Here is a 23,903-nt window from a genome sequence, read left to right on the forward strand (position 1 = left end):
AATTTGATATACACTCTTTGCAGAGACTTAATAAAAAGGATCATTACAAAATCAGTATCGTAATGATCCTTTATTACTTTATCTGCTAATATCTGCTAAAGCTTCCTTTTGAACCTTTTTAATGACTTTGGTTAAATTAATGCTTCCCCACCTTTTTCTTGCTCAACTAACTTTTTATCGTACATTTTAATGAATGGAAGCCAAATTAGGAATGCCGCAATAGCACTAATTATAGCAACAATTATCGCCATATAGTCTCCACCTGTACTAATGAAAGAACCTGCACCTATTGGAGTTGGCCAAGGTAAATGTGCAATAACAGCTTGAACAATTTGTAGTTTAATTGCAAAATAACCAATTGTTGCTGATACCATTGGTGCTAAAAAGAACGGAATAGCTAAAAACGGATTATATACAATTGGCAAACCAAATATTAATGGTTCATTAATATTAAAAATACCAGGAGCAAGAGCTGCTTTACCTAAAATTTTTAATTGTTGTGATTTAGCTAAGAACGCAATAAATAAACATAAACCTAAAGTCGCCCCAGAACCACCCATAGTTACGAAAGCATTTGAGAATTCACCCGCAAATGGTATATTTGCTCCTGCAATGTTGGATTGCATATTTGTAAGAAAGATTGGTGTTAGGAATCCCATAATAATAGTTGCTCCGTGGATACCGACAATCCAAAGTGCACTGATTAAAAAGTAAATAACCATGAGACCTAACCAGCTATTTGTTAAATTAACAACAAAACCAAACGGAATTGCTATCATTTTAAATATATCGGTACCTAATGCAACTAAAATACCATTAATTATTAAAACAACAATAGCGACTAAGAATGCGGGAATTAATGCTGTGAATGATCTTGCTACACCCTCCGGTACTGCTTCAGGCATTTTTATTACCCAATTTTGTTTCACACACAGTCTATATAATTGCACAGCTACAATCGACATAATGATGGCTGTAAATATTCCTATCGCACCTAAACGACTTACACCATCTCCGACCATTTCCCATCCACTAACGATTATACCGTTATCGTCAATTTGCTCTACTAAAGATATTTTTCCATCTGTAATAACCAATTGTGGAATTGTCATAAAGAGAGCAAACATGGATAGTAAAGCACCATTTAAAGGGTTTAGATTTAAGTCTTCCTCTTCGGCATATATTTTTGTATACTCATAACCAATAACAAGTCCAAAATATAACGCTAATATTCCCATTGTTGCTTTGTTCGCTAACATGTACAAATCACTGATTCTAAAAAAAGTATTATTGAAAAAGCCTTCTAAAAACGTAAATGTCAGTGGTAATACGTTTAACACTAGGAACATCGAACCTACGATTACAAACGGAATAGAAGCCATCCCTGCAGCCATGACTGCACGTACAACACGGAAGGTTGCAATTTTACCCATAGGACCCATTAGATACTTTTCCAAGAAAGCAAATACTTTGTTTTGTTCTTCTTCCATATAAATACCTCTTTTCTAAGATTAATTAATAGCCTCTTCATATTTTTTGATGAGATCATAATGCTTATCCTCATCATGTTTAATCCGGAATAAACGATTAAGGATTAATGCACTTAATAATATCCCGATAGTCAAAATAACTAAAACTAATATTTTTGACTTCTCTTGATTCAAGAGAAATGGATATAACTGAGTGAAGGACGAAGAAAAACAACTCGGTATTATTAAAAATACATTTGTAAAAAGCAAAGTCATAAAACTAAATTTTGTGTATTTGGCATTATTGGTATGCTTACTATATATTTTCACTTGCTCTGCAGTACTAATTACTAATACGATAATTAATATCAATGGGATAATATATAGTGATGAATCGCTCATTACCAAAGAAATTAGCCAATATATATTTGTAAAAAAGAATAAGGCAGACACATATCTAACAAGTAAATATCGATTAAAGTACATCGATTTAATACTTATTTTTTTTCTGCTTTGTTCCATCAGTGCCATTTCATCTTTTTTCATATACAAATCCCTCATTTATTTACCGGCTTCTCCACTACTTGCAATAATTTGCTAGGAAATATCATAGATTACTAACCTGGTTAAATTGAAAACTGGATAATAGAATGAGTTAAATCACGTATGGCATGGCATGGTATGCGCTTACATACCATACCTCATTCTTTTTTAACGTTTTTCATCGTAAAAACTCCAGTTTTCACCCTATGATTCTATTGTTAGAATCTAGTTTTGTCAGGTGTTATTCTTTATGAATAGTGAAGAAGCCAATTTTTTTAACGAAAATGATTACATAAGCTTACGCTTATTTCATTTCTATTTCTCATTAACATAATCCATAACAAATCATTCATTCGGAAGTTCTTGTAAGATGACGTTCGCTAATTTTTCAATACCCATAGGAATCGGAACGTATGCTTGTGGCGGAATGTTTGCAACTGGTTTACCCGCATTATCACCAGCAGCTTTCATTTTTTTATAATACATTTTTATTTGCGGACTTACCAAAAACAAATCATAATCACTATTTCCAATCAGCTTCTGACCTTCACTAGTAGAAGTCGCTTCTACTACAATATCGTTCCCTTTACTTTTTAAAAATTCCATTGTTTTCTTTGCCATTAAAGAAGATGACATACCACCTGCACATATAATTAAAGCCTTTTTCATCTTAAATTCCTCCATTAAATTAAATTTTTAATAAATTACTGAATTAATCTATAATTAAAGGGTTTCTCCATTACTTTCAATAACTTCCTTATACCAATAAAAACTTTTCTTTTTAATACGCCTAAGATCATGTTCGCCTTCTTCATGCTGGTTAACATATACAAAACCATAACGTTTTTGAAATCCGTTTAACCAGCTTAGAAGATCTGTAAATGACCATACACAATAACCAATCATATCGATACCATCTGTAATCGCTTCTTGAATAGCTCTTAAATGTGTGGCAATATACTCAATGCGATAGTCATCATTAATTGTTCCATCATCTTCGACTTTATCATATTCACCAAGACCATTTTCACTTATTAGAATCGGTAACCCATATCGGTTCGTTATTCTTCGAAGGCCGATACGTAATCCTTGTGGGTCAATATTCCAATCCCAATTCGTTCTTTCCAGGTTTTCATTTGTAACAGTTTTAAAGAGTCCTGGTATGCCAGTATCCTCCATTGTTCCCTTTTTACCCGTAGTGTTGAAATTGCCATCCATTGTAACCCCATCTAATGGGTTTTTCTCATAGGTTGTTGTTTGATAATAGTTTACACCCATGAAGTCAGGTTTTCCTTCTTTTAATAATGTGAAGTCGCTTTCTTCTACTTGTGGTGTTAATCCTTTACGCTTTAAATAATCCCATGTTGCTTTAGGATATTTTCCCCATGCATATACATCCATCCACCAGTGATTCATAAACTCTTCCGCATTTTCCGATGCAAGAATATCTTCAGGTTTACATGTAGCAGCATATGCTGGTGAGTAAGCAAAGCTTGGACCAATTTTTCCATCTGGAACATATTTACGAAACGCTTTAATAGCAGTAGCATTTGCTAAATTGGCATGATGGTTCACTTGATAATACAACTTGTCATCTTTTACTCCAGGTGGGTGCAATGCTGTTTGGTAGCCGAGTCTTGTAAATATATTTTGTTCGTTTAAAGAAACCCAATATTTTACACGGTCTCCAAACGCTTTGAATAATGTAATACTATAATTTTTAAAGTCCTCTACAATTTTTCTCGATTCCCATCCACCGTATTCATCTTGCAGCGCTTGAGGTAGATCCCAATGATAGATTGTTAATATTGGCTCAATGTTATATTGAATCAACTCATTAATTAATCTATTATAAAAATCTAACCCACTTTGGTTCACTTCACCTCTACCATTAGGGAATATACGTGCCCATGCAACAGAAAATCGATAAGTCTTCATACCCATTTCTGCCATTAAAGCTATATCTTCTTTGTAGCGGTGATAGTGATCAACAGCTACATCCCCATTTGTCCCCTTAAACGTTTTACCAGGAATTCGTACATATTTATCCCAATTGGATATCCCTTTTCCATCAACATCCCATGCACCCTCTACTTGATATGCAGCAGAGGCAGCTCCCCATAGGAAATCATCTGGAAACGGTTTCAGATTTTCGTGTAACATATCCGATTCACTCCTTTAATATGAATCCTATAAACCTATTCATATGGTGCTGGGGATTATATCCCCAGAGCCATACTTTTCTATATCAGTTTACTTTTTCAGTTTGAAAAAACTGTGGAAGATGTTCTTTGTGTGCTTCCATCATTTCATTCACAATTTCTTTTGCAATTGTATCAGACGGTGTGAGTGGATTAATCGTTAAAGCAAGGACTGCCTTATTATAATCTCCCGTTACCGCAGCCTCTGCCGCAATCCGTTCAAATGATTTAATTTGTTGAACTAGCCCACGTGCTTCTACAGGGATATCTCCCATTGTTAGAGGAACTGGACCGTCCTTAGTAATAATACTACTTACTTCAATAGCTGAATCTGCTGGAATGCTTGCGATTGCACCACGATTGATTGTGTTAACCGGCTGAATATCACGCTTATCTGTATAAATGGAAGTAATCAAACGAACAGCTGCATCTGAATAATATGCTCCCCCGCGTTCTTCTAATTGTGGTGGTTTAATATTTAAACTTTCATCTTTATATAGTTCGAATAACTCTTCTTCCAGTTTTTGAACGACTTCCGCTCGAGTTCCTTCTTTCTCAGCGCTTTCTATTGCTTTATCCACCATCTCTTTTGATTTATAGTAATACATATGATATGGACAAGTTAGAGCATTTAATGATTGAATGAACTCAGGCTCCCAGCCCATACCATCAATATTTTTAACAAAGCTACTATTTTCTGGATCGGATAACTTCTCAATAACTTCTGCTTTGACACTAACACCATCTAGATATACATCTAATCCATAGACCATATGATTTAACCCTGCAAAATCAATCCGTATACGTGAATGGTCAACATCTAGTAATTTAGCAATTCCCATCTCCATACCAATCGGAACATTACATAAACCGATAACCTTATCAATGTTAGAGTAACGAATGACAGCCTCTGTTACCATTCCAGCTGGATTTGTAAAGTTAATTAGCCATGCTTCAGGACAAAGCTCCTCCATGTCTTTACAAATATCTAAGATGATGGGAATAGTACGTAATCCTTTAAACAACCCACCAGGTCCGTTTGTTTCCTGACCAAGAACACCATATTTAATTGGGATACGTTCATCTTTAGCACGGGCATTTAGACCACCGACACGGAATTGCGTCGTGACAAAGTCTGCATCTGTTAATGCAGCTTTGCGATCTAGCGTTAAATGAACATCAATTGGCAGACCAGCATTTTCAATCATTCTTTTGGCAAGATTCCCTACAATTTCAAGCTTGTCTTTCCCCTTTTCGATATCGACTAACCATAATTCTGTTAATGGAAATTCATCATACCGTTTGATAAAACCTTCTATTAATTCTGGGGTATAACTTGACCCCCCACCAATTGTAGCTACTTTCAACTTATGATTTGACATAATAATCCCCTTTCCAATTAATAAATTTATTTTTTATGAAGCTCGATTATTTCTTCAGCTAAATCGATTACTGTCATCGCATTCATTAGATGGTCTTGTGCGTGAATGAGTAATAAACGAATTTCTATTTCTTCCCCACGAGCTTCCCCTTGGATAAGATCTGTTTGATATCGGTGTGCTTTGCTCATTTCTTCATTCGCTTCTTGGAGTTTTTGTTCAGATAAGTCAAATTCATCGACTTTAGCGTGTTGAATCGCCTCCATTGCTAGTGCTCTAGCATTTCCGCCATATAAAATAATTTGAAAGCTAATTTCCTCTATGCCCATCAAAACCCTCCTTAAGTTGACATAACTAAGGCTGCCACCGAAAGACTTGGTTAGTCCCTAGTTCTAAAACATTGCTAATCGTTTCATTCTTTTTACCACTTGCTCACATATATATAGTACGATGTAATCGTTTTCATTTGAACCCATACTTTTTCCATAACCTTACGGAAAACATTGTATCTAAATAATGGAAATTCCCTGTTCACTCTGTAAAAATCAAAAAGGAGTCATAAGTAAGGGTAATTACTTATAACTCCTCCATTATATCTTCGGGTATTGAATTAGTAGCAATTTATTTATTTTTAGTAATCTACCATCTTCGTCTATTTGTTTATTAACTCAATAAATTCCTCTTTTACTTCACAACATGTTAGCTGTTTTACCCTTTGTTCATTTTCAATAATTTCAATTAAATATTCATACATCCCTTGCAAATTAGGTGTTTTGTTTTTCCCTAGACTTAATAAACAAACGAATTGAACACGGTTACCCTCCCAATCAATAGGTCTTTTCAACGTACAAATTGCCCAGAAGGTTTCACTTGTAAACGGCGTCATCGGATGGGGAATTGCGACCAAATTTCCAAAGCTAGTAGGCGATAAACGTTCTCTTTCTAAAACAGAATCACCGAACGATCCATCTACATAACCCTTCAACTCAAGTTTATTTACTAAATACTTGATAACCTCTTCTTTTGTTTGTAAGTCTTTTTGAAGAAAAATAAGCTCCTCTTTCAAAAAGGCAATTTTATTTTTATTTCGTTCTTGTAAATAATCTTCTATTCTACTAATGTCTTCTGTCCCTAATATTGTATTGACATGTATAATTGGAACCGAAAATTCCCCCTCAATTGGAATAGTTGTAATAATAAAATCTATATGTTTTAAGGAAGTTTCATCTAACCGATAATAATCGATTGTATCTACAACTACTAATTGGTTAAAATACATTGATTGCAGTTTATACTTTAATAACATCGCACTACCTACTCCAGATGCACAAACGATGATGCAGCGCTTAACGTCTTGATTCATCTTCTGCCTATACATGGCTACACTTATATGCAACGCAATATATCCAATTTCATCTTCTTCAATGTCAATCGCTAATTTCTCTTTTAATACTTCGCTTGCTAAAATTGCGGCATCAAATGCAAGAGGATATTTCGCTTTAATCTCTTCAAGCATTGGATTTCGCACATTCATTCCATATCGAAGGCGGTTTATCGCAGGCTTTAAATGTAATCCTAAAGCGATAAACAGCTCCTTATCATCTTGCAGGCGCAATTTCAATCGATTATCAATCTTCATGATAATTTCATTTGTTATTTCTCCTAGAAAACTTCCAACAAGTGCTTCTAATTCTTGTCTATCTAAATTTGTGTTTGCTATTTTATTTGTACCTAACAAATGAATGGCAATATATGCTATTTCTACTTCAGGAAAAGAAACATTCAAAGCGAATTCAATTTTTGTTACTATTTGTTTAGCCACTTTGTATTCTTTTTGATTGCATATCCCTTCAAAATCTTCAGGTGCTAGTAATATATAATTTCTATCTCTAATCCGCTTACAAGCAATAGCGAAATGAATACACAAATTATTTAGCGCAATATCGGAAATATCAATTTCATTCGTTTTAACTTCTTCTAAAATAATCCTGTGAATAGTATTGAATTCTTCGTTTGAAAATATGGAATCGATCTGGTTTTGCATACTGAAAATAATTTCTTTTCTATTAAATAAATATTCCGACAAACAAAACCGCAAGTTCATTTCATTACCTTTTACTTTAACTCCATAATATGGTTTACTTTCTATTTCAATCTTAAAACTTTTTAATTTTTTCCTTACTTCGATTAAATCATTCTGCAATGTAGATTTGCTAATATATAATTCATCCGCAATCTGATCTAATTTAATATAGTTATTCGCTAGAAGAAGTTTCCTAACAATATAAATGGCACGCGCTTCAGGGGAATTCGGTGTTTTACTTGCTAGAAATGTAGCGTTTTCAGATATTTCTTGTAAAAACAACTTGAATATTTTACTATTTTTTATTTCTAACTCATATCCAATTCCTCTGGTTGACTTAATGAATCCTCCATTTTGTAATAAGATTTCATTAAGTTCTTTTATATCATTTCGAATCGTTCTTGATGTAACTTGTATAATATTTGCTAAATCATTACCCGTTATTGGAGATTTAGTAGACAATAGGTCTTTTAAAATCAGCCTCATTCGACTGGACAGCATCTGAATCACTCCCTGCCTACTGTGATGTAGCTATGTTACTCACAGCTTATTTATCCCTAATATGGAAATAGATAATTTGACCTAATTCATATATCTATTTTATATCAATTGATTACTAATCTACAAGTATTAGACAAGGTTCGGCACAATTAACCATAAAATATGGAGTGTTGCCCAAAAAAAGGAAAGAGCACTAACGCTCTTCCCTTCACTTCATTATTCATCTGGAATTTTTACAAATACTGCTGTTACATGCATGTCTCGATTCATCGTTAAATTTTCTATTACATAAGATCCTCTAAGATCTCCTGTCCAGTGGGAAAATTCCCAGCCAGTTGCAGGTTTAGCTTCTATTGTAACGTTTGCCCCTTCTGCATAGGTGCCATTAGCAGGCAAAATCGTTCCTTCACCACTAACTGATGACGAAAGGGTATATTTTGTTTCAGGGATTTGCTCAAATACTGCTCGTACATTTTTATTGCTGTTCATCGTTACTGAAATCGTCGATGATGCTCCTGAAGCGTCACCTTCCCAGCCTACAAATTGCCAGCCATTACTTGGTGTAGCAGTTAGTTGGACAATTGTTCCTTTTGCGAAAGAATTCCCTTGTTGGCTTTTAGTGATTGTTCCGCTTCCAGACATATCAACACCTAAGCTATAGTAAATTGTATCTGGTTCAGGTGTTGGCTCTGGATTTGGTTCCTCTGGATCTGGATTTGGATTTGGATTAGTGTCCGGTTTCTCAGGTGTTGTTGGATTGTTATCTTCTGGTGCATCATTCGTTGGCTCTTCAGACTCATTCGATTCGGGATTCTTTGTGAAAACTGCGGTAATGTCTTTATCTTCATCCATTTGCACCGTTATTTGTTCACTCGTTCCACTTACAGATCCTTCCCAATGGTCAAATGACCAGCCGGTAATAGGCGCTGCTGTTAAGGTTACCGAATCCATATGATTATATGTTGAGTCTAATGATTCACGGTAAATATTCCCTTCTCCTTCGATTCCTAGCGTTAATTCATGGGTATCACGCTGTTCAAATACAGCCTGAATTGTCATATCGCCCTCGACAACAACAGTTGCCGGATTTGTTTCTCCAGTGAGGTCTCCACTCCATCCTACAAATTCCCAGCCATCAACAGGATGTGCTTCAACCTGAATTTCACTTCCTACTGGATAACTAGCTTGCTCAGGAGATATAGAGACAGTTCCATTCCCTTGCACTCCTGTTTCGATTATTTTATCTTCATCAGAAACTGCAATTCGAAGCTCTGCATCTAACTCTTGGTAACTAACATTCACCATTGTTATTCCCTCTTCAACGGCCACGATGGAATTGTTCTGTCCTTCTGTTTGACCAAACTCAATAATATCCTTACTTGCAGTCCACTCTGGATTGAATTCCATTTCCTCACCTGCAGCATCAACACCAGATACCGACAATGCAAGCTCCTGTCCAATCGCTAAAGGTTCTACATCAGATGGATTAAATGTGATTTCCTCAATTACTTGCTCTTCTACAAAAATTTCAGTTTCCTTTGTAATAGACCCAACTGTCGTTGAGATCTTCACACTGCCGACGTCAGTACCTGTAAACGTGACAGATGTGTCTGTTTCCTCGGTAAGAGTACCAGAATCTTCATTTTCAAGCTCCCACTTAGCCTCAACGGGAAGTTTTACACCATTATTTTTCTTCCAAATTAATGACAAATCTTTACTAAAATCCTGTTGAACATAGTTGCGGTCAACTTCAATTTGGACATTGGAATCAAGTTGCTCCCCTAATTCCTTTAATGCTTGATTATTAGTAGCCTCAATACCCGCTTGAATCGTGCTCGCTACACTTTCTAAATCATTTGTTCCTTCATATGCAATCGATAAAAAATAATAAAATTGTGTTTCTTTCGGTTTAAGACTAATTCCTTCATCTAAAAGGTCGATAGCGACATCATATTTTGATAACGCCATATTGGCATTTGCCAAGCCAATGCGTGCTTCCGTATTGGAAGGATCCTTCTCGAGTACTTTTTCAAATAAGTTAATGCTCTCCTTAATTTGATCCTGATCAAGCAATACTTTTGCTTGATCCAGCTGATCATCAAGTGTCATTGTGATGTCGTTTGATTGTATAACTTGAAATGTAAAGAAAGCAGCAACAGCAACAGTTATAACGCCTGCCAGGATTAGAATTAATCGCTTTTTGTTCATATATCGCTAACCTCTCAATTCTATTGTAGTGGTAATATTAGTCAGATTTTCTATTATTATTATACATGATTTTGTCATATAGTGGCGATAGAATAGTAGATTATTAGAAGACAATAATTTAGCCAAGCCTTTTGGTGACAGCCTTAACTGCAATTATGTAGTTAGAAAGTCTTTATACTTCCTAACTACATGAGAAAAAGGCAACATCCACACCATAGAAATAAAAATTGATAGAACTAAAAAAATCCTCACCATAGGCAAGGATTAATTAAAGTTGAAGCTATTTATTTTATTTGTGGATTATCATCCTTATACAGATTTGCACCTCAGACCGGCAAATCCAGCCAAATTTAACAGTAAATAAGATTGGTTGCCTTACGAATACTAATTTTCCAATTTGCACCTGTTTCGATATGATATGCTTTTGCGAAGGAACCTTGATTGATTGCAACGCCAAGTTTGTCTAATGAGTTAACAAATAATAGAGGTTCTCCTAGGCGACTATCTGCGAAAGAACGCCCAAATTTCATGATATTTTTATAGATATGGCGACGATTATTTTCGATTGTGACTTCTAATGAATCACCGTATTCAATGCCACTTTCGATGAATAATTCTCGGTCGATATTGGTCCATAAATTACCAAAGCGCACATCAAGAATATCAATGTTGCCGATTAATGTACCGTCATTAATACTCGCTTCTCTCTTTTCTAATTGAATAATTTGTTCAATATCATGCAACGGTCCAACTTCCTCAAAGTTTATCACGCCAGATGCAAGTCTTGCCCCTGTATAAGCATAGACATCACGTCCATGGAAAGTATACGACTCTCCAGAATTTGGCAAACGATTGATTCGTTCATCAATAATTCGCGCTTCAGTAATACCTATATGCTGTTTTATATGTGTTAAAGTCCCATTATCCGGTGTGATAAGGTAATGATTGTCAGCTGTTTTTGCAACGATACTTAATCGCTCTGTCCCCACACCAGGATCAACAACAGAAACAAAAACACTATCCTCTGGCCAGTAGGGAATCGTTTGATAAAGGCGATAAGATGCCTCCCATATATTATATTGTGGGATATCATGGGTTAAATCAAAAACACGAATTGTCGGGTCAACCGAAAGTGCAACGCCATACATCGCACTGACTGCTCCATCACTTAAACCAAAATCTGTTTGCAACACTAAATGTTTGCTCATCCTATAACCCTCCAATTATTTTTTCCATTAAAAAACCACGCCATTACCGAAAAAACGATAAGGACGTGGTTAATATACGTGGTACCACCTTACTTTACTGCATGCTCACACATACAGCCTCATCAAGTACTCAAGACATAAGTTCTTTTCTATACTTGTGGTATGGATAACGAGTACCAACTCTCGTCGTTGCCTACTAATATCTCAGATACGTTCAGCACGAAACTCCGAGGCCATTGTTCAGATTTTTATTTTTGCTTCGTCTCAGCTACTGAAGCTCTCTTTGAAAAATAAACGAATCCTACTTTTCCTCATCAACGTCTTTTAAAATGTTATGACTATTTAACTAATAATAGTATAGTGCAAAGATTTTTGAAATGCAAGCTTTGTGGTTCCTGTCACTTCCCGGTTTTTGTCGAAAAAAGCGATTGAAATTAAAATTAGAGACACTGAGATGAAAAATTTATGTTTAAGAATTAAGCAATTGGGCAATAAAGATAATATAACAACAAGAGGAGTGAGAAATGACATGGGATTTTTATGGAGTTTAATTATTGGTGGTATACTAGGTTGGATAGCTAGCCTAATCGTAGGAAAAGATGTACCAGGTGGAATTATAGGTAATATTATTGCGGGGTTTATCGGTGCATGGATCGGTTCGGCATTACTCGGAAGCTGGGGACCTGAAATTGGGGATTTCTATATTATCCCGGCATTAATTGGAGCTATCGTTCTTATTTTCATTGTTAGCCTAATTATGAGAGCAATGCGAAAAAACTAACTTGAAAAGATAGACAGAGATTCTTTTTTTAAGATTTATTAAGAGCCATTTCAATTTTATTGAAATGGCTCTTTGTTTGGAATAACTTCATTAATCGTTCTTCATTCGACAAATCTCACCTAACAGAGCCTTTTCCACCTCACCAAACTCAATGGGTTGGAGAAACCTTTCCCTATCCTGATCGCTAGCCTCAATCATATAATTCTTTGCGTTATTATTAAATTGTATTTAATATTCCCCAGGAAATATTTAGCGAATTTAAGCAATAATTGTCATCCATGCTCTATTCTTTCTCCAGGAAACCTCCAATGGAATATCAAAGAAATGCGATAGGCTTTCACTTGTTAATACGTCCTTGGTTTTTCCTTGATTAAATACAGTTCCATGGCGAAGCAATAATGTATGATTAAAAATAGGCAGAATTTCCTCAATATGATGTGTAACAAAAATAATCGTAGGAGCATCTTCTTGAGCTGCTAATTGTTGGATTGCAGCTAATAATCCTTCTCGAGAAATAAAGTCCAATCCATTTGTCGGCTCATCTAAAATGAGCAAATCTGGCGAAGCCATTAATCCTCTAGCAATTAGTATCTTCTGCTTTTCTCCCTGTGAGCATGTTTGATACTTGCGATTAGCTAAATGACTGCATCCGAGCTGCTCCATCAATTCCCTTGCCCGTTGGTAGTCGTCCGCTGCAGGTTGTTCATACAAGCCAATCGACGCATATTTACCACTAACAACAACATTCTCTCCATATTCCATTCCGTTAATTTTCTCCTGTAATGAGGAACTCACCCAGCCAATTGACTTTCGCAGCTCACGGATATCCGTTTTCCCAAAATGCTGATCCAAAACACTTACTTTTCCTGATGTGGGCCAAATATAGCCATTAATTATATTCAGCAGCGTTGTTTTCCCTGAGCCATTAAGTCCTAGTACCGCCCAGTGCTCTCGACGATTAACCTGCCAATTTATTTCGGAAAGAATCACATTTCCATCTCTTCGCCAATCCACATTTTGTATATCAATTACTTTATTCAATCTATTCACCTCTTAATATGTATCTATTAATCTAATTAATCTTACTATTTAATCTATTTTAGCAGGTTTATGTGAAATTTAGAAATGATGAGCCTTAGCTGGGGTGATACTATCTCTTCATAAGTGGTTAGATATAGGGGGAGTAAGTAATCCTCATCACACGATTCTTAAGGATGGAACGATGAAATTTAAAAGAGACTTGATTGATTAAGTCTCTTTTCCTAATACTTTCATTCTTGATTATCTTACGCGTTGTTTTCTCATCCATTGTGTTGCTATCCATTTTTCTCCTGTTATTACAGGCGCACCACCGTGTAAAGTCCGTTCATTTAAGTTGTGATCGGCATAAAAGTATTCAAAGTACACCGCCATTCCTTTTCTTGGAGATACGGAGAAATTCAATTCCGGGAAAAAGGTTTCTCCGCCTTGTTCGACATCATTCAAGTACATGACCAGCGTGCTGATTCGATTATTTTGGGAAGCATTGCTTGCAGCTGAAAAATAATCAAAATGAGCTTTATACTCCTGTCCGGGCGTATATTTTAGGATTTGAAGCCCTTCTCCGTGTTCGACGGGGATGTTCATAATGCTGGAAACTCTTTTTTCAATTTTCGTTAAGATACCATGCTCATTTCCTTCAAAAAACATGCCGCTGCTCGTTCGAATTTCATTTACTTCTCGAGCATCTCCAATTTTAGAACGATGCATGTTATCTTTTGATAATCGAATGAGTTCATCACACTCTTCATTGCTCAAAACATTCTCTAAAACTAACACGAGCGGTTCTTCCAAACGGGCAACAATATGAATCTCTCGATCTTCTGTTTGAAATCGATTTCCAACGTGAGGAAAAATGGTTTGTTCCTTTTGCATTGTCAATGTGCCTCTACTCCTTCCGTAATTCTAATTTCCGAACAACCGGTTTGGCTGATTTTGTCATTTCGTTTTTATTATACTATAATTTCCTGTTTCTTTAGAGAATTTTGATTCGTTTTTTAAGTCTCTAAAATGATATTTTTTGGTTATGCACTCGAATATTTTTCAATCTAGCTGTAAACAAAATCAATCCGTAGTAATATAAAATTACTACGGATCATTCTGCAGCTCGTGAACAGCACTCAATGCTGTGGCAAAGCAATTAATATACATCTCTCCCTTACATTTCCATAAGGTTATAATTCACCTTTAACAGTTACTGCTTGCTGAAAAAACTCATATGCCTCTCTATCCGAATAACCTTCATGGACTACCTTTCCAATCGCTTGTATCATCTCTTCGGGATATTTCGATTGGAAAATATTCCGTCCCATATCTACCCCTGCAGCTCCTCCCTCGATTGCTCGATATGCAAGAGTGAGAGCATCTTTCTCGGGGATCTTCTTCCCTCCAGCAACAACTAGTGGTACAGGACAAGCAGAAGCAACCTTTTCAAAATCCTCACAATAATAGGTTTTTACTATTTGTACACCAAACTCAGCAAGCATTCTAGTAGCTAATAAGAAAAATTGTGTCGTTCGCTCCATTTCTTTTCCAACAGCGACAACGCCCATTGTTGGTATAGAATATTTCGAGCCAAGATTGACAGCTCTGTTCAGCTCCTCAATTGTTTCCTTCTGTCCTTTGGCACCAATAAATGTTTGGATTGCAATAGCACTTGCATTCATTTTTATTGCATCATCAATATCAACTACCATGGATTCCTGGCTTAAATCATCTTGTAAAACACTAGAGCCAGATGAAGCTCTTAAGGCAATTGCTTTATTATATGTTGCTGGGACACTGCTGCGAATCGCTCCCCTAGTTCCCATTAAGCAGTCCGCGTAATCTGCCAGCCTAGGAATTAATAGATCCAATCTTTCTAGACCTGATGTCGGTCCCATGAAGTACCCATGATCAAATGCTAGCATTACCGTTTTTCCTGTCTGGGGATTAAAGATTCTTGATAAACGGTCCTTCATACCCCAGTCATAGTTCGCAGCACCTTTTACATGAAAGTCCCCATTATTAGCAAATGGAACTGCTTCTGAAAAGTTTTTTGCATCTTTATTTCCTGCAACATCTGCCATCTAATACAATCTCCCCTCGATTTGTTCCCTTATTTAAAAGTCAAAATCATTTGTATTATGTTTTGTAAAAACAATTCGCTCAGGTAAAACGATAATACCAGAGTCCTCTGCTTCATAGTCATAGCCCTGAACAGAATTTGGTTCTACTGTAACCTCTCCAATGTTAGGAACATCAACTGTGTCACCAACCTTTAGTTCATTTCCTTGTGCCAAATAGTACGCGATATATACTGCAAGTGCGCCCTGATCAGTAACGTCCCATAAACCATGATTAAGAATCGTCCCATTTTCGATAAATTGGCGCATTGAATTAGGAGATGCGAAACCAGTAATAATAATATCCTCTGCAGTTAGTCCCTTATTTTCAGCAGCTTGTGCCATTGCAGGAAGGGCTGTTGAGTCCGGTGCAATAACAGCATCTAAATCTGGGTACGAATCGATGATACTTTCTCCAATTTGTAATGATAACTGTTCATCACCTTCACCAAACTGTTTCGTAACAATCTCCCAGTTCGGATATTTCTCAGCAATATAGGTTTCTGCATAATCAACCCATGAATTCTGATCAGGAACGGTCGGACTTGAGTAGAACCAAGCAACCTGCTGCTCCGCATTCGGATCATCCATTTGTTCTGCTGCCATATCGACGAGCATCGCGCCTAGTATTTCTGGAGTTCCTTGATTAATATAAGCTGTTCGATATTCCGGATCTACATCAGAATCCCATGTTACTACCTTCACTCCTGCATCTAGTGCATTCTGTAATGCCTGGTTCAACCCATCAGAAGTCACCGACGAAATGGCAATTGCATCTGCCCCACTACTCACTGCACTGTTGATAATTTGCACTTGGTTAGCGACTGTTCCCTCTGGTGCTCCATCATATTTCACCTTGAAGCCTATTTCCTCCGCCATTGCTTGTGCACCGTTATTTCCTGATTCGAAAAATGCATTACCTGTCATTTTTGGGATGAAAACAACTTCAATATCACTTGCAGCTTCATTTCCTGAGGAATCACCACCATCTGAATTATCCTTCGTTGCTCCATCATCATTTGTATTACATGCAGCAAGCAAAAATACCAACAATAAAATTCCAAACAGGGTTTTAAGGATGTTAAATTTTCTCATTACAGCCTACCTCCGATTTATTTAAAATATGAGACCATATACCACCAAAGCTATACACTGTTTTTCTGTGGGGAAACTATTCGTTTAATATTTGACTTGAAATCCGCAGAAATTCCTAAAAATGCGGCTGAAATAATAAGGAGAAGTCCGGTTGCTAGGCCAATATACTGTGTCGAAACACCTCCCATTTGCAAACCTATTTGCAGAAATCCCACAATTATGCTTGCTAGAGCAGTACCGACAACACCTCCTTTACCACCAGTAATTAAAGTTCCCCCCAATACAACAACAGTTAATATCGGCATGAGGTACTCTGCACCGAAATCTGCTCTTGCACTACCTAAATAGGAAGTCAGCATGACGCCAGCAACACCGGCACTTAAACCAGATAATACATACGTGCTCGCGATAATTTTCCTCGTATGAATACCCGCATACTCTGCAGCATGCTGATTAATTCCTGTTAAATAAATATATCTTCCGTACCTCGTCCAATACAATAGAACGAACGCAATAGCAAACATGATAAAAAATAATAAAACAGAATGTGGGATTCCAAGTAATTTTCCATATGCTAGATTAGTAAAGGCTTGCGGGAAACCAGATATCCCCTCATACGTGCTTACACCAGAGAAACCAACTAACACAATCGCAACCCCACTATATAACAGCATTCCACCAAGCGTGATCACCATAGCCTGAACACGTCCATAAGCAATAAGTATTCCATTTAATAAACCACATAATCCTCCAACTAATATTGCAAGGATGATTGATACCCAAATATTTATCCCGATAACCTGTGATAAAATTCCTATTACAACAGAGGTTAACCCAATAATTGATCCCCCTGAGATATCAATCCCACCTGTAATCACCACAAAAGTAACAAAGAAAGCGATAATTGCGATGCCGATAAAATCGTTAAAGCTATTTAATAAGATCGTGATATTTAAGAATCTCGGGTTAATTAATCCAAAAATGATGATTTCTGCGATTAATATAATCCCTAACATCAGATTCCATTTCGGTATTTTTGCTAACATCTAGAACTCACACCTCCTTCTGAATGACTCTAGCATTTAATCTTTCTTTCTTCGCTTGATTACTAGACTTTCTTGCTAATAATGCATCCGTTACAACAATGATAATTAATAGTGAGCCTGATATCGCATCATTCCAAAATGCAGGAACCTTCATAAAAACAAGCGCAGAAATAATCGAGGTCATAATAATTGCACCAATACTTGCACCAACAATAGATCCCAAACCGCCAACTAACGAAACACCACCAAGAACTGTCGCTGCAATAACTGTCATTTCTATACCTAATCCAGCAGTTGTTGAAATAAAACCAATTTGACTAGCAAATATTAGTCCAGCAATGGATGCACAGACACTAGAAATGATAAAAGAATAGGTTTTATATCTTTTTACTGGAATTCCTAAGAGTATTGCACCGTCCTCATTGTCACCTATTGCTGCAAAATATCTCCCTTTATTACCATTGGATAAAAACAATTGAATGAGAATAACCGCAACAATTACGATAATCGCTAAGGCATTTATTCCAAGGATATTTATCTGAGAAAGCTGCTTAAATGCAATTGGTAAGTTCTCTATCCATTTCCCATCCGTATAAATTACCTGGATTACTCTTAGGATTCCAAGCATCCCCAAGGTCATAATAAAGGAAGAGATTTTTAATTTAGTAACCCCTAGACCATTTATCAAACCAATGATTATTCCGATTAGAATAGCAATAAATACTGCTAGAATGATACTGCCACCATCTCTGAGGATAATTCCGCTAACTGCTGCACTGAGTCCCAGTACACCACCAACGGAAATATCAATATTCCCAGTCAACAAAACGAACGTCATCCCAATTGCAAGCACGATATATAGTAAACTGCTTTTTAACACATTATGGATATTTCCTAATGATAGAAAGTCCGTATTAACGATCCCTACAATAACAAACAATAGGATTAAAAAGAGAAATGTCCTAAACTCTCTCTGCTTTAGCATTGTTTCAACTTTTGACATAAGGTTCACTTCTTTCATATGTTCCAAAGGCAGCTTTCATTACATTCGTTACATTGATTTCCTCAATTTCCAGACAAACATCACAAGTCCCCCGATGAATGGCATAAATACGATCACTAATTCTTTCAATCTCCTCTAAATCAGACGAAATCAGTAAAATTGCATATCCTTGTTCCTTCAATTCTGTAATAATGGCGTAAATATCACGCCTTGCTGCTGCATCTATTCCCCTTGTTGGTTCATCCATAATGATTAATTTTGGTTTTGTCGATAGAATCCTGGCTATTACGGCTTTTTGCTGATTTCCCCCTGATAATGATTTTATTTCCTCATCACTGCTGGAAAGCTTAATATTTAACCTGTCAATATATTCATTTGTAATTTTCTCTTCCATTTTCTTATTTGTAAAAAAACCTTGTTTTTTGATAATCTGTGCCGTTATATTGTTTCGAACGGAACTAATGGTAAAAATTCCATGTAAGAATCGGTCCTCTGGTATATATGCCACGCCACTTGCAACTGTTTCATCTATTGGTAATTTCGTAATATCTTTTCCATCCAGATAAATTTTTCCACGCTTCACTTCCGTAATACCATAGATAGATTCGGCTATTTCCGTTCTTCCTGCCCCAACAAGACCGGCAAGACCAACCACCTCCCCTTTGTAAACATCGAAGCTGATTTGATTAAATCCATCGCCACAAATATTTTCTACCTTAAGAATTGGTGCAACATTACTATAATCCGATTTTTTCTTTTCAAACTCATGCGTGTCATTTTTTATATTGCCATCCGGAATTAGCCCTTCAATTAACATTTCTTTCGTAAACTGATCAATTTTTCCTTTAAGCGTAATGTTGCCATCTCTTAAAATAACGGCATGAGTTGAAATCTGAAATACCTCATCCAGTCGATGGGTTATATAAAAGATCCCCACACCTGCAGTCTTTAGCTTTTCAATTACTGCAAATAAAGACTTAGTTTCCGAAAATGTTAGTGCAGATGTAGGTTCATCAAGTATTAAAACTTTTGCATTCCTTAGCAGACCTTTAATTATTTCTAACTGCTGTTGCTCAGCGATTGTTAACGAATTGGCATATCGATGTAAATCCAGGTCCCAGCCTAATTGTTCCAGCAACTTCTTCGTTGTCGTTCTCACCTCTGCTTTTGTTTTGTCGAAGCCTATCGTCAGGTTTTGTTCAACGGTCATGTTCGGAAACAATAGCGGTTCTTGCGGTACTAAATAGATTCCTTTCTGATGGGCAATTAACGGATTGAAGTGAATGATATTTTCACCGTTAATCTCGAGTTCACCTGAATCTGCTTTATAAACTCCAGTCAATATTTTCATCAATGTACTTTTTCCTGCACCGTTTCCACCAATAATTGAAATTACTTCTGATTTGTGAATTGCCAAAGAAACTCCTTTTAATACTTGGTTTTGATGAAATGACTTTTGAATATTTTTTAATTCCACTAATGGATTAGCGTTCAATTTTTACACCTCCATAGTTTTTATTATTTTTGTTCATTTTGCTATGTTGCTATTTATATTAACTTAGGATGATATTTGCCTCCTTGGCTGTCGCTCCAGAAATACACTACGCTTTCCGCGGGGAGCTGGTGAGCCTTCTTGTGCTGTTGCACTTCGAAGTCTCACCAAGGCTCTACTTCCCGCAGGAGTCTTCGTGTATTTCTTCCGCTGAGGTTGTAAAAAATCACATATAAAAGAGTAACTGAGAATCGACGTTGATTGATGGTATGAGAATAGAAACCCCTCTTGTGAACAGCAACTACTGTCTAGATCTGAAATCAAAATTGTCACTAGTTCGTACTTTATATCGACTTACGAATATCAATAATCACTTGAGTTAGTTACTATCTTTTAGAAAACATCCTTCTTTTTCTATATAACAATTTTATTATTGTAAGCGTTTGCTTATCTTGTAAATTATATTATGCGTGCACACATTTTATTAATGATTCATCATTTTATTATTTTTTAATCTCCTATTTTTTTGAAGATAAGATTCCTGACTTTCTATTTATAAAAATATTTATATCCAGTAATTGTTAATAAACAGGGATTTGCAAGCATATTATTAATTTCAAAGTTTACTTTCACAACTTATTTTACTTCGTTCAATTTCCCTGGATCTTATTTACCAATAGGGCTAACAAATGTTTTTTGTACTAAATTTTGTTTCAACAAGTGAGGGATGAGCTTGTCCTATGAGAGAGATCTGATCGTAAGGATTGCCTGGAAATATTACAACGAGGGAATGACGCAAAATGAAATAGCTGCAGCACTAAATTTATCAAGGATGAAGGTCATTAAATACCTGGAAAAGGCAAAATCATCAAATATCATTCAATTCAAAATCAACTTAGAAAAAATCACGAATATGGATCTGCAAAATGAAATTAAAAAGAAATACGGATTACAGGATATTTATATTGTTCCAGCATCGAATCAGAAATCAATAGAAAGTCTTACAGTAGCAGCAGCACAATACATTGAAGACCGAATCACAAGTGACATGATGATTAATATTGGATATGGGCAAGCAGTTTCAAAGACATTAGGATACTTAAATATTTCAACAAAATATAAGGTTACCTTCGTCTCCTTGTCCGGCGGTGTAAAATTTTACATGCCTACAGCAATTGATACAAGGTCAGACTACTACACAAATCCAAATTATAAGCACTATATTATTCCGTCGCCATTAATCGTATCCTCCGTAAAACTCGCAGAACAGATGCTGAAGGAGAGGTCAATTAACAAGATACTAAAGATGATTCCATTTTCAAATATTACAGTAATTGGGATTGGCGCGTTGAATGAACAGGCAACGATTGTAAAGGAAGACGAGCTTAGCTTAAATGACCTTGAGATTTTAAAAGCAAAAGGAGCAGTTGGCGATTTATTAAGCCAATTTTATGACATCAATGGCAAAGTTCTAGACATTCCTGTACATAAGCATCTGATCAGTACAGATATTCAGTTATTGAAATCACTTCAGCATGTCGTAGCTGTTGCAGGAGGACTTGATAAAAAAGACGCAATTATCGGGGCACTAAATGGTGGATATATTGATGTACTAATTACAGATGAATCCGTCGCAGAAGCGATTATTTAAATCTATTTATTTTCTGATTCAATACAAAATTGATAGAAAGGAAGATAATTATCGAAACCTATCTAATGGCGATTGATGCAGGGACTGGGAGTGTAAGGGTAATCTTATTCGACACACTTGGCAATGAAATTCATGTGTCTCAATCAGAATGGACACATAAAGAAGATAAAGGATACCCCGGTTCCATGGATTTTGACGTTTCGAGAAACATTGTAATTATTACAGATTTAATTAAAGAAACGATTAGTAAAAGCAATGTAGATTCTAAGCAGATTGCCGCAATATCAACAACAAGCATGCGGGAGGCAATTGTTTTATACGATCAATTTGGCAAGGAGCTATGGGCATGTGCTAATGTCGACTCGCGATCGAATGATGAAGTTACGAATCTTTATCAAATAAGCGAAACGATTGAAGCTGATATATACCGAAAATCCGGACAAACATTTTCGTTAGGTGCAATTCCAAGAATACTCTGGGTAAAAAATAATCTGCCTGAAACATATAAACAGATAAAAAATGTAACGATGCTAAATGATTGGATAACGTATCGACTAACAGATGTCATTTCCGTTGAACCTTCGAACGGCTGCACAACTGGACTCTTTGATTTAAAGCAAAGATCATGGGACTCATCCATTGCCGACCAAGCTGGAATTCGAAATGATATTTTCCCAGTTAGTTATGAGAGTGGCACGATCATTGGTAATGTAACCGAAAAAATGGCGGTATTGACAGGACTCAGCACTGAAACAGTTGTCGTCGCAGGTGGTGGCGATGCTCAGCTTGGATGTATTGGCATGGGAGTAATTGGCGAAGGGAGCGCGGCTATTCTAGGTGGAAGCTTCTGGCAATATGAATACACAACCAAAAACATGCAGATTGATGACAAATGCAGGGTACGAATTAACTGTCATGCTGTTCCAAATACGTGGCAGTACGAAGCAATTGCTTTTTATCCCGGATTAGTGATGCGGTGGTTTCGTGATAGTTTTTGTGAGTTAGAGAAATATCTGGAAGAGCAAACTGGGGAAAGTATTTATTCACAAATGGAAAAACGTGCACGAAATGTATCAGTTGGCAGTAATGGAATGTTAAGTACCTTCTCCGATAAAATGAATTACATTTCCTGGAAGCATGCTGCACCTAGTTTCATAAATTACAAGCTTGATTCGGAACGATTTAATAAGGCAACATTTTACCGATCCATTATGGAAAATGCTGCCTTTGTAACAAAAGGAAATATTGACTTAATAAATGAAATTACGGATACGTCGCCGAAGGAAATTATATTCGCTGGCGGAGCATCGAAAAGTGAACTATGGTGCCAAATTATTTCAGATGTACTAAATACACCAATTAAGGTTCCCGTTGTCAGAGAATCAACAGCCCTTGGCGCAGCTATCTGTGCAGGTGTTGGCGCAAATATTTTTGATAGCTTTGATGATGCTATTTCTAAAGTTGTGAAATTCGAGAAAACATATTCCCCTATCAAGGAAAACCATTTAGTTTATATAGCGTTATATAAGAAATGGGAAGAAATCTATAAAAACCAACTAGAATTGGCTGATAAGGGGCTCACAGAGCATATGTGGATTGCACCAGGATTAAAATAATTTGAAGGAGTGTTGACAATGGGAATAGTAAATGAAAATGAGAGAGAATATCGTTTTGGTGATAGTGGGCCAAAGTATCTCATGCGGGGACCTAGAATGAACTTTGGAATTGTCGTATTGAAGCCTGGGCAGGATTTTACTGCGCATTATCACAATATAATGGAAGAAAATTTTTATATATTAGAAGGGGAACTCGAAATCCATATTGATCAAGAAGCTTTCCACTGTAAAAAAGGCGACTTCATCCACGTTGAACCAAAGAAGGTCCACTATTTAATTAATCGTGGTAACACAGATTTCAAAGCAGCATTCATGCTCGCTCCATATCAAGAAAAAGATAAGGTTGAAGTAGAATACCAGCCCTATCGTAAATAGACTGTGTTGGAGATGGGTTGATTGTATATGGATTGGGAGTGCTCCACAACATCCAATCTCATATTAGATAATTAAGGTTTAGCTCTGACTTTCGGTGACAGCCTTAGTT

General features: G+C 36.3%; 20 protein-coding genes and 1 other annotated feature. Of the genes, 4 read left to right on the forward strand and 16 right to left on the reverse strand.

Annotated elements, in window-relative coordinates; all coding sequences use genetic code 11:
- Positions 1-131: 131 nt before the first annotated feature.
- The 9 genes from celB to CUC15_RS15700 all read right to left on the reverse strand — a co-directional run bounded on the left by celB (position 132) and on the right by CUC15_RS15700 (position 11,592).
- The gene (gene celB, locus CUC15_RS15660) at positions 132-1,490 is read right to left on the reverse strand and encodes a PTS cellobiose transporter subunit IIC (protein WP_114917560.1); all 1,359 of its coding nucleotides are present in this window, start codon (positions 1,488-1,490) and stop codon (positions 132-134) included.
- 21 nt (positions 1,491-1,511) lie between these two features.
- On the reverse strand, positions 1,512-2,015 hold the full coding sequence (locus tag CUC15_RS15665; protein WP_114917561.1) for a hypothetical protein: 504 nt from the start codon (positions 2,013-2,015) through the stop codon (positions 1,512-1,514).
- Between the two features lie 342 nt (positions 2,016-2,357).
- Positions 2,358-2,681 carry a PTS cellobiose transporter subunit IIB gene (locus tag CUC15_RS15670; protein WP_114917562.1) on the reverse strand — a complete coding sequence of 108 codons (324 nt, stop codon included), beginning with the start codon at positions 2,679-2,681 and terminating at the stop codon, positions 2,358-2,360.
- Between the two features lie 54 nt (positions 2,682-2,735).
- Positions 2,736-4,175 carry a glycoside hydrolase family 1 protein gene (locus tag CUC15_RS15675; protein WP_114917563.1) on the reverse strand — a complete coding sequence of 480 codons (1,440 nt, stop codon included), beginning with the start codon at positions 4,173-4,175 and terminating at the stop codon, positions 2,736-2,738.
- Between the two features lie 85 nt (positions 4,176-4,260).
- A complete protein-coding gene (locus CUC15_RS15680) occupies positions 4,261-5,595 on the reverse strand; it encodes a 6-phospho-beta-glucosidase (protein WP_114917564.1) in 1,335 nt (444 codons plus the stop codon).
- 26 nt (positions 5,596-5,621) lie between these two features.
- On the reverse strand, positions 5,622-5,921 hold the full coding sequence (locus tag CUC15_RS15685; RefSeq protein ID WP_205317614.1) for a PTS lactose/cellobiose transporter subunit IIA: 300 nt from the start codon (positions 5,919-5,921) through the stop codon (positions 5,622-5,624).
- 323 nt (positions 5,922-6,244) lie between these two features.
- Positions 6,245-8,176: a BglG family transcription antiterminator gene (locus CUC15_RS15690; protein WP_114917566.1), complete on the reverse strand. Its 1,932-nt coding sequence runs from the start codon at positions 8,174-8,176 to the stop codon at positions 6,245-6,247.
- A 216-nt stretch (positions 8,177-8,392) separates the two neighbouring features.
- Entirely contained in the window at positions 8,393-10,384 is a 1,992-nt protein-coding gene (locus tag CUC15_RS15695; RefSeq protein ID WP_114917567.1) for an InlB B-repeat-containing protein, read from the reverse strand.
- Between the two features lie 350 nt (positions 10,385-10,734).
- Entirely contained in the window at positions 10,735-11,592 is an 858-nt protein-coding gene (locus CUC15_RS15700) for an SAM hydrolase/SAM-dependent halogenase family protein (RefSeq protein WP_114917568.1), read from the reverse strand.
- Between the two features lie 56 nt (positions 11,593-11,648).
- Positions 11,649-11,919 (reverse strand) — a binding site (T-box leader).
- A 202-nt stretch (positions 11,920-12,121) separates the two neighbouring features.
- Here CUC15_RS15700 and CUC15_RS15705 point away from each other — a divergent pair.
- Positions 12,122-12,373, forward strand: coding sequence for a GlsB/YeaQ/YmgE family stress response membrane protein (locus CUC15_RS15705; protein WP_114917569.1), 252 nt, complete (start codon positions 12,122-12,124; stop codon positions 12,371-12,373).
- 258 nt (positions 12,374-12,631) lie between these two features.
- On the opposite strand, the gene CUC15_RS15710 is transcribed toward CUC15_RS15705, so the two are convergent.
- The 7 genes from CUC15_RS15710 to CUC15_RS15740 all read right to left on the reverse strand — a co-directional run bounded on the left by CUC15_RS15710 (position 12,632) and on the right by CUC15_RS15740 (position 20,155).
- Positions 12,632-13,414: an ABC transporter ATP-binding protein gene (locus tag CUC15_RS15710; RefSeq protein ID WP_114917570.1), complete on the reverse strand. Its 783-nt coding sequence runs from the start codon at positions 13,412-13,414 to the stop codon at positions 12,632-12,634.
- Between the two features lie 240 nt (positions 13,415-13,654).
- Positions 13,655-14,287, reverse strand: coding sequence for a 2OG-Fe(II) oxygenase (locus CUC15_RS15715; protein WP_114918476.1), 633 nt, complete (start codon positions 14,285-14,287; stop codon positions 13,655-13,657).
- 299 nt (positions 14,288-14,586) lie between these two features.
- On the reverse strand, positions 14,587-15,480 hold the full coding sequence (gene lsrF / locus CUC15_RS15720) for a 3-hydroxy-5-phosphonooxypentane-2,4-dione thiolase (RefSeq protein ID WP_114917571.1): 894 nt from the start codon (positions 15,478-15,480) through the stop codon (positions 14,587-14,589).
- Between the two features lie 33 nt (positions 15,481-15,513).
- Entirely contained in the window at positions 15,514-16,611 is a 1,098-nt protein-coding gene (lsrB, locus tag CUC15_RS15725) for an autoinducer 2 ABC transporter substrate-binding protein LsrB (RefSeq protein ID WP_114917572.1), read from the reverse strand.
- A 50-nt stretch (positions 16,612-16,661) separates the two neighbouring features.
- Entirely contained in the window at positions 16,662-17,657 is a 996-nt protein-coding gene (locus CUC15_RS15730; RefSeq protein ID WP_114917573.1) for an ABC transporter permease, read from the reverse strand.
- Positions 17,658-17,664: 7 nt separating this feature from the next.
- The gene (locus tag CUC15_RS15735; RefSeq protein ID WP_242985884.1) at positions 17,665-18,660 is read right to left on the reverse strand and encodes an ABC transporter permease; all 996 of its coding nucleotides are present in this window, start codon (positions 18,658-18,660) and stop codon (positions 17,665-17,667) included.
- Complete coding sequence (locus CUC15_RS15740; protein WP_114917574.1) at positions 18,647-20,155, reverse strand: sugar ABC transporter ATP-binding protein; 1,509 nt, start codon at positions 20,153-20,155, stop codon at positions 18,647-18,649. Before CUC15_RS15740 ends, CUC15_RS15735 begins: the two co-directional genes overlap by 14 nt.
- 730 nt (positions 20,156-20,885) lie before the next feature.
- On the opposite strand from CUC15_RS15740, the gene CUC15_RS15745 reads away from it, so the two are divergent.
- The 3 genes from CUC15_RS15745 (at position 20,886) to CUC15_RS15755 (ending at position 23,794) form a co-directional block, all read left to right on the forward strand.
- Entirely contained in the window at positions 20,886-21,803 is a 918-nt protein-coding gene (locus tag CUC15_RS15745; RefSeq protein ID WP_162800334.1) for a sugar-binding transcriptional regulator, read from the forward strand.
- Positions 21,804-21,868: 65 nt separating this feature from the next.
- Positions 21,869-23,419, forward strand: a complete 1,551-nt coding sequence (gene lsrK / locus CUC15_RS15750; protein WP_205317615.1) for an autoinducer-2 kinase — start codon at positions 21,869-21,871, stop codon at positions 23,417-23,419.
- Between the two features lie 18 nt (positions 23,420-23,437).
- The gene (locus tag CUC15_RS15755; RefSeq protein ID WP_114917576.1) at positions 23,438-23,794 is read left to right on the forward strand and encodes a cupin domain-containing protein; all 357 of its coding nucleotides are present in this window, start codon (positions 23,438-23,440) and stop codon (positions 23,792-23,794) included.
- Positions 23,795-23,903 lie beyond the last annotated feature (109 nt).

It is taken from the genome of Oceanobacillus zhaokaii (assembly GCF_003352005.1).
GTDB lineage: Bacteria > Bacillota > Bacilli > Bacillales > Amphibacillaceae > Oceanobacillus > Oceanobacillus zhaokaii.

Bases quoted from the DNA above. Each gene is read 5' to 3' on its own strand.
- celB (WP_114917560.1), bottom strand. From the start codon at position 1,490: ATGGAAGAAGAACAAAACAAAGTATTTGCTTTCTTGGAAAAGTATCTA.
- CUC15_RS15665 (WP_114917561.1), bottom strand. From the start codon at position 2,015: ATGAAAAAAGATGAAATGGCACTGATGGAACAAAGCAGAAAAAAAATA.
- CUC15_RS15670 (WP_114917562.1), bottom strand. From the start codon at position 2,681: ATGAAAAAGGCTTTAATTATATGTGCAGGTGGTATGTCATCTTCTTTA.
- CUC15_RS15675 (WP_114917563.1), bottom strand. From the start codon at position 4,175: ATGTTACACGAAAATCTGAAACCGTTTCCAGATGATTTCCTATGGGGA.
- CUC15_RS15680 (WP_114917564.1), bottom strand. From the start codon at position 5,595: ATGTCAAATCATAAGTTGAAAGTAGCTACAATTGGTGGGGGGTCAAGT.
- CUC15_RS15685 (WP_205317614.1), bottom strand. From the start codon at position 5,921: ATGGGCATAGAGGAAATTAGCTTTCAAATTATTTTATATGGCGGAAAT.
- CUC15_RS15690 (WP_114917566.1), bottom strand. From the start codon at position 8,176: ATGCTGTCCAGTCGAATGAGGCTGATTTTAAAAGACCTATTGTCTACT.
- CUC15_RS15695 (WP_114917567.1), bottom strand. From the start codon at position 10,384: ATGAACAAAAAGCGATTAATTCTAATCCTGGCAGGCGTTATAACTGTT.
- CUC15_RS15700 (WP_114917568.1), bottom strand. From the start codon at position 11,592: ATGAGCAAACATTTAGTGTTGCAAACAGATTTTGGTTTAAGTGATGGA.
- CUC15_RS15705 (WP_114917569.1), top strand. From the start codon at position 12,122: ATGGGATTTTTATGGAGTTTAATTATTGGTGGTATACTAGGTTGGATA.
- CUC15_RS15715 (WP_114918476.1), bottom strand. From the start codon at position 14,287: ATGCAAAAGGAACAAACCATTTTTCCTCACGTTGGAAATCGATTTCAA.
- lsrF (WP_114917571.1), bottom strand. From the start codon at position 15,480: ATGGCAGATGTTGCAGGAAATAAAGATGCAAAAAACTTTTCAGAAGCA.
- lsrB (WP_114917572.1), bottom strand. From the start codon at position 16,611: ATGAGAAAATTTAACATCCTTAAAACCCTGTTTGGAATTTTATTGTTG.
- CUC15_RS15730 (WP_114917573.1), bottom strand. From the start codon at position 17,657: ATGTTAGCAAAAATACCGAAATGGAATCTGATGTTAGGGATTATATTA.
- CUC15_RS15735 (WP_242985884.1), bottom strand. From the start codon at position 18,660: ATGTCAAAAGTTGAAACAATGCTAAAGCAGAGAGAGTTTAGGACATTT.
- lsrK (WP_205317615.1), top strand. From the start codon at position 21,869: ATGGCGATTGATGCAGGGACTGGGAGTGTAAGGGTAATCTTATTCGAC.
- CUC15_RS15755 (WP_114917576.1), top strand. From the start codon at position 23,438: ATGGGAATAGTAAATGAAAATGAGAGAGAATATCGTTTTGGTGATAGT.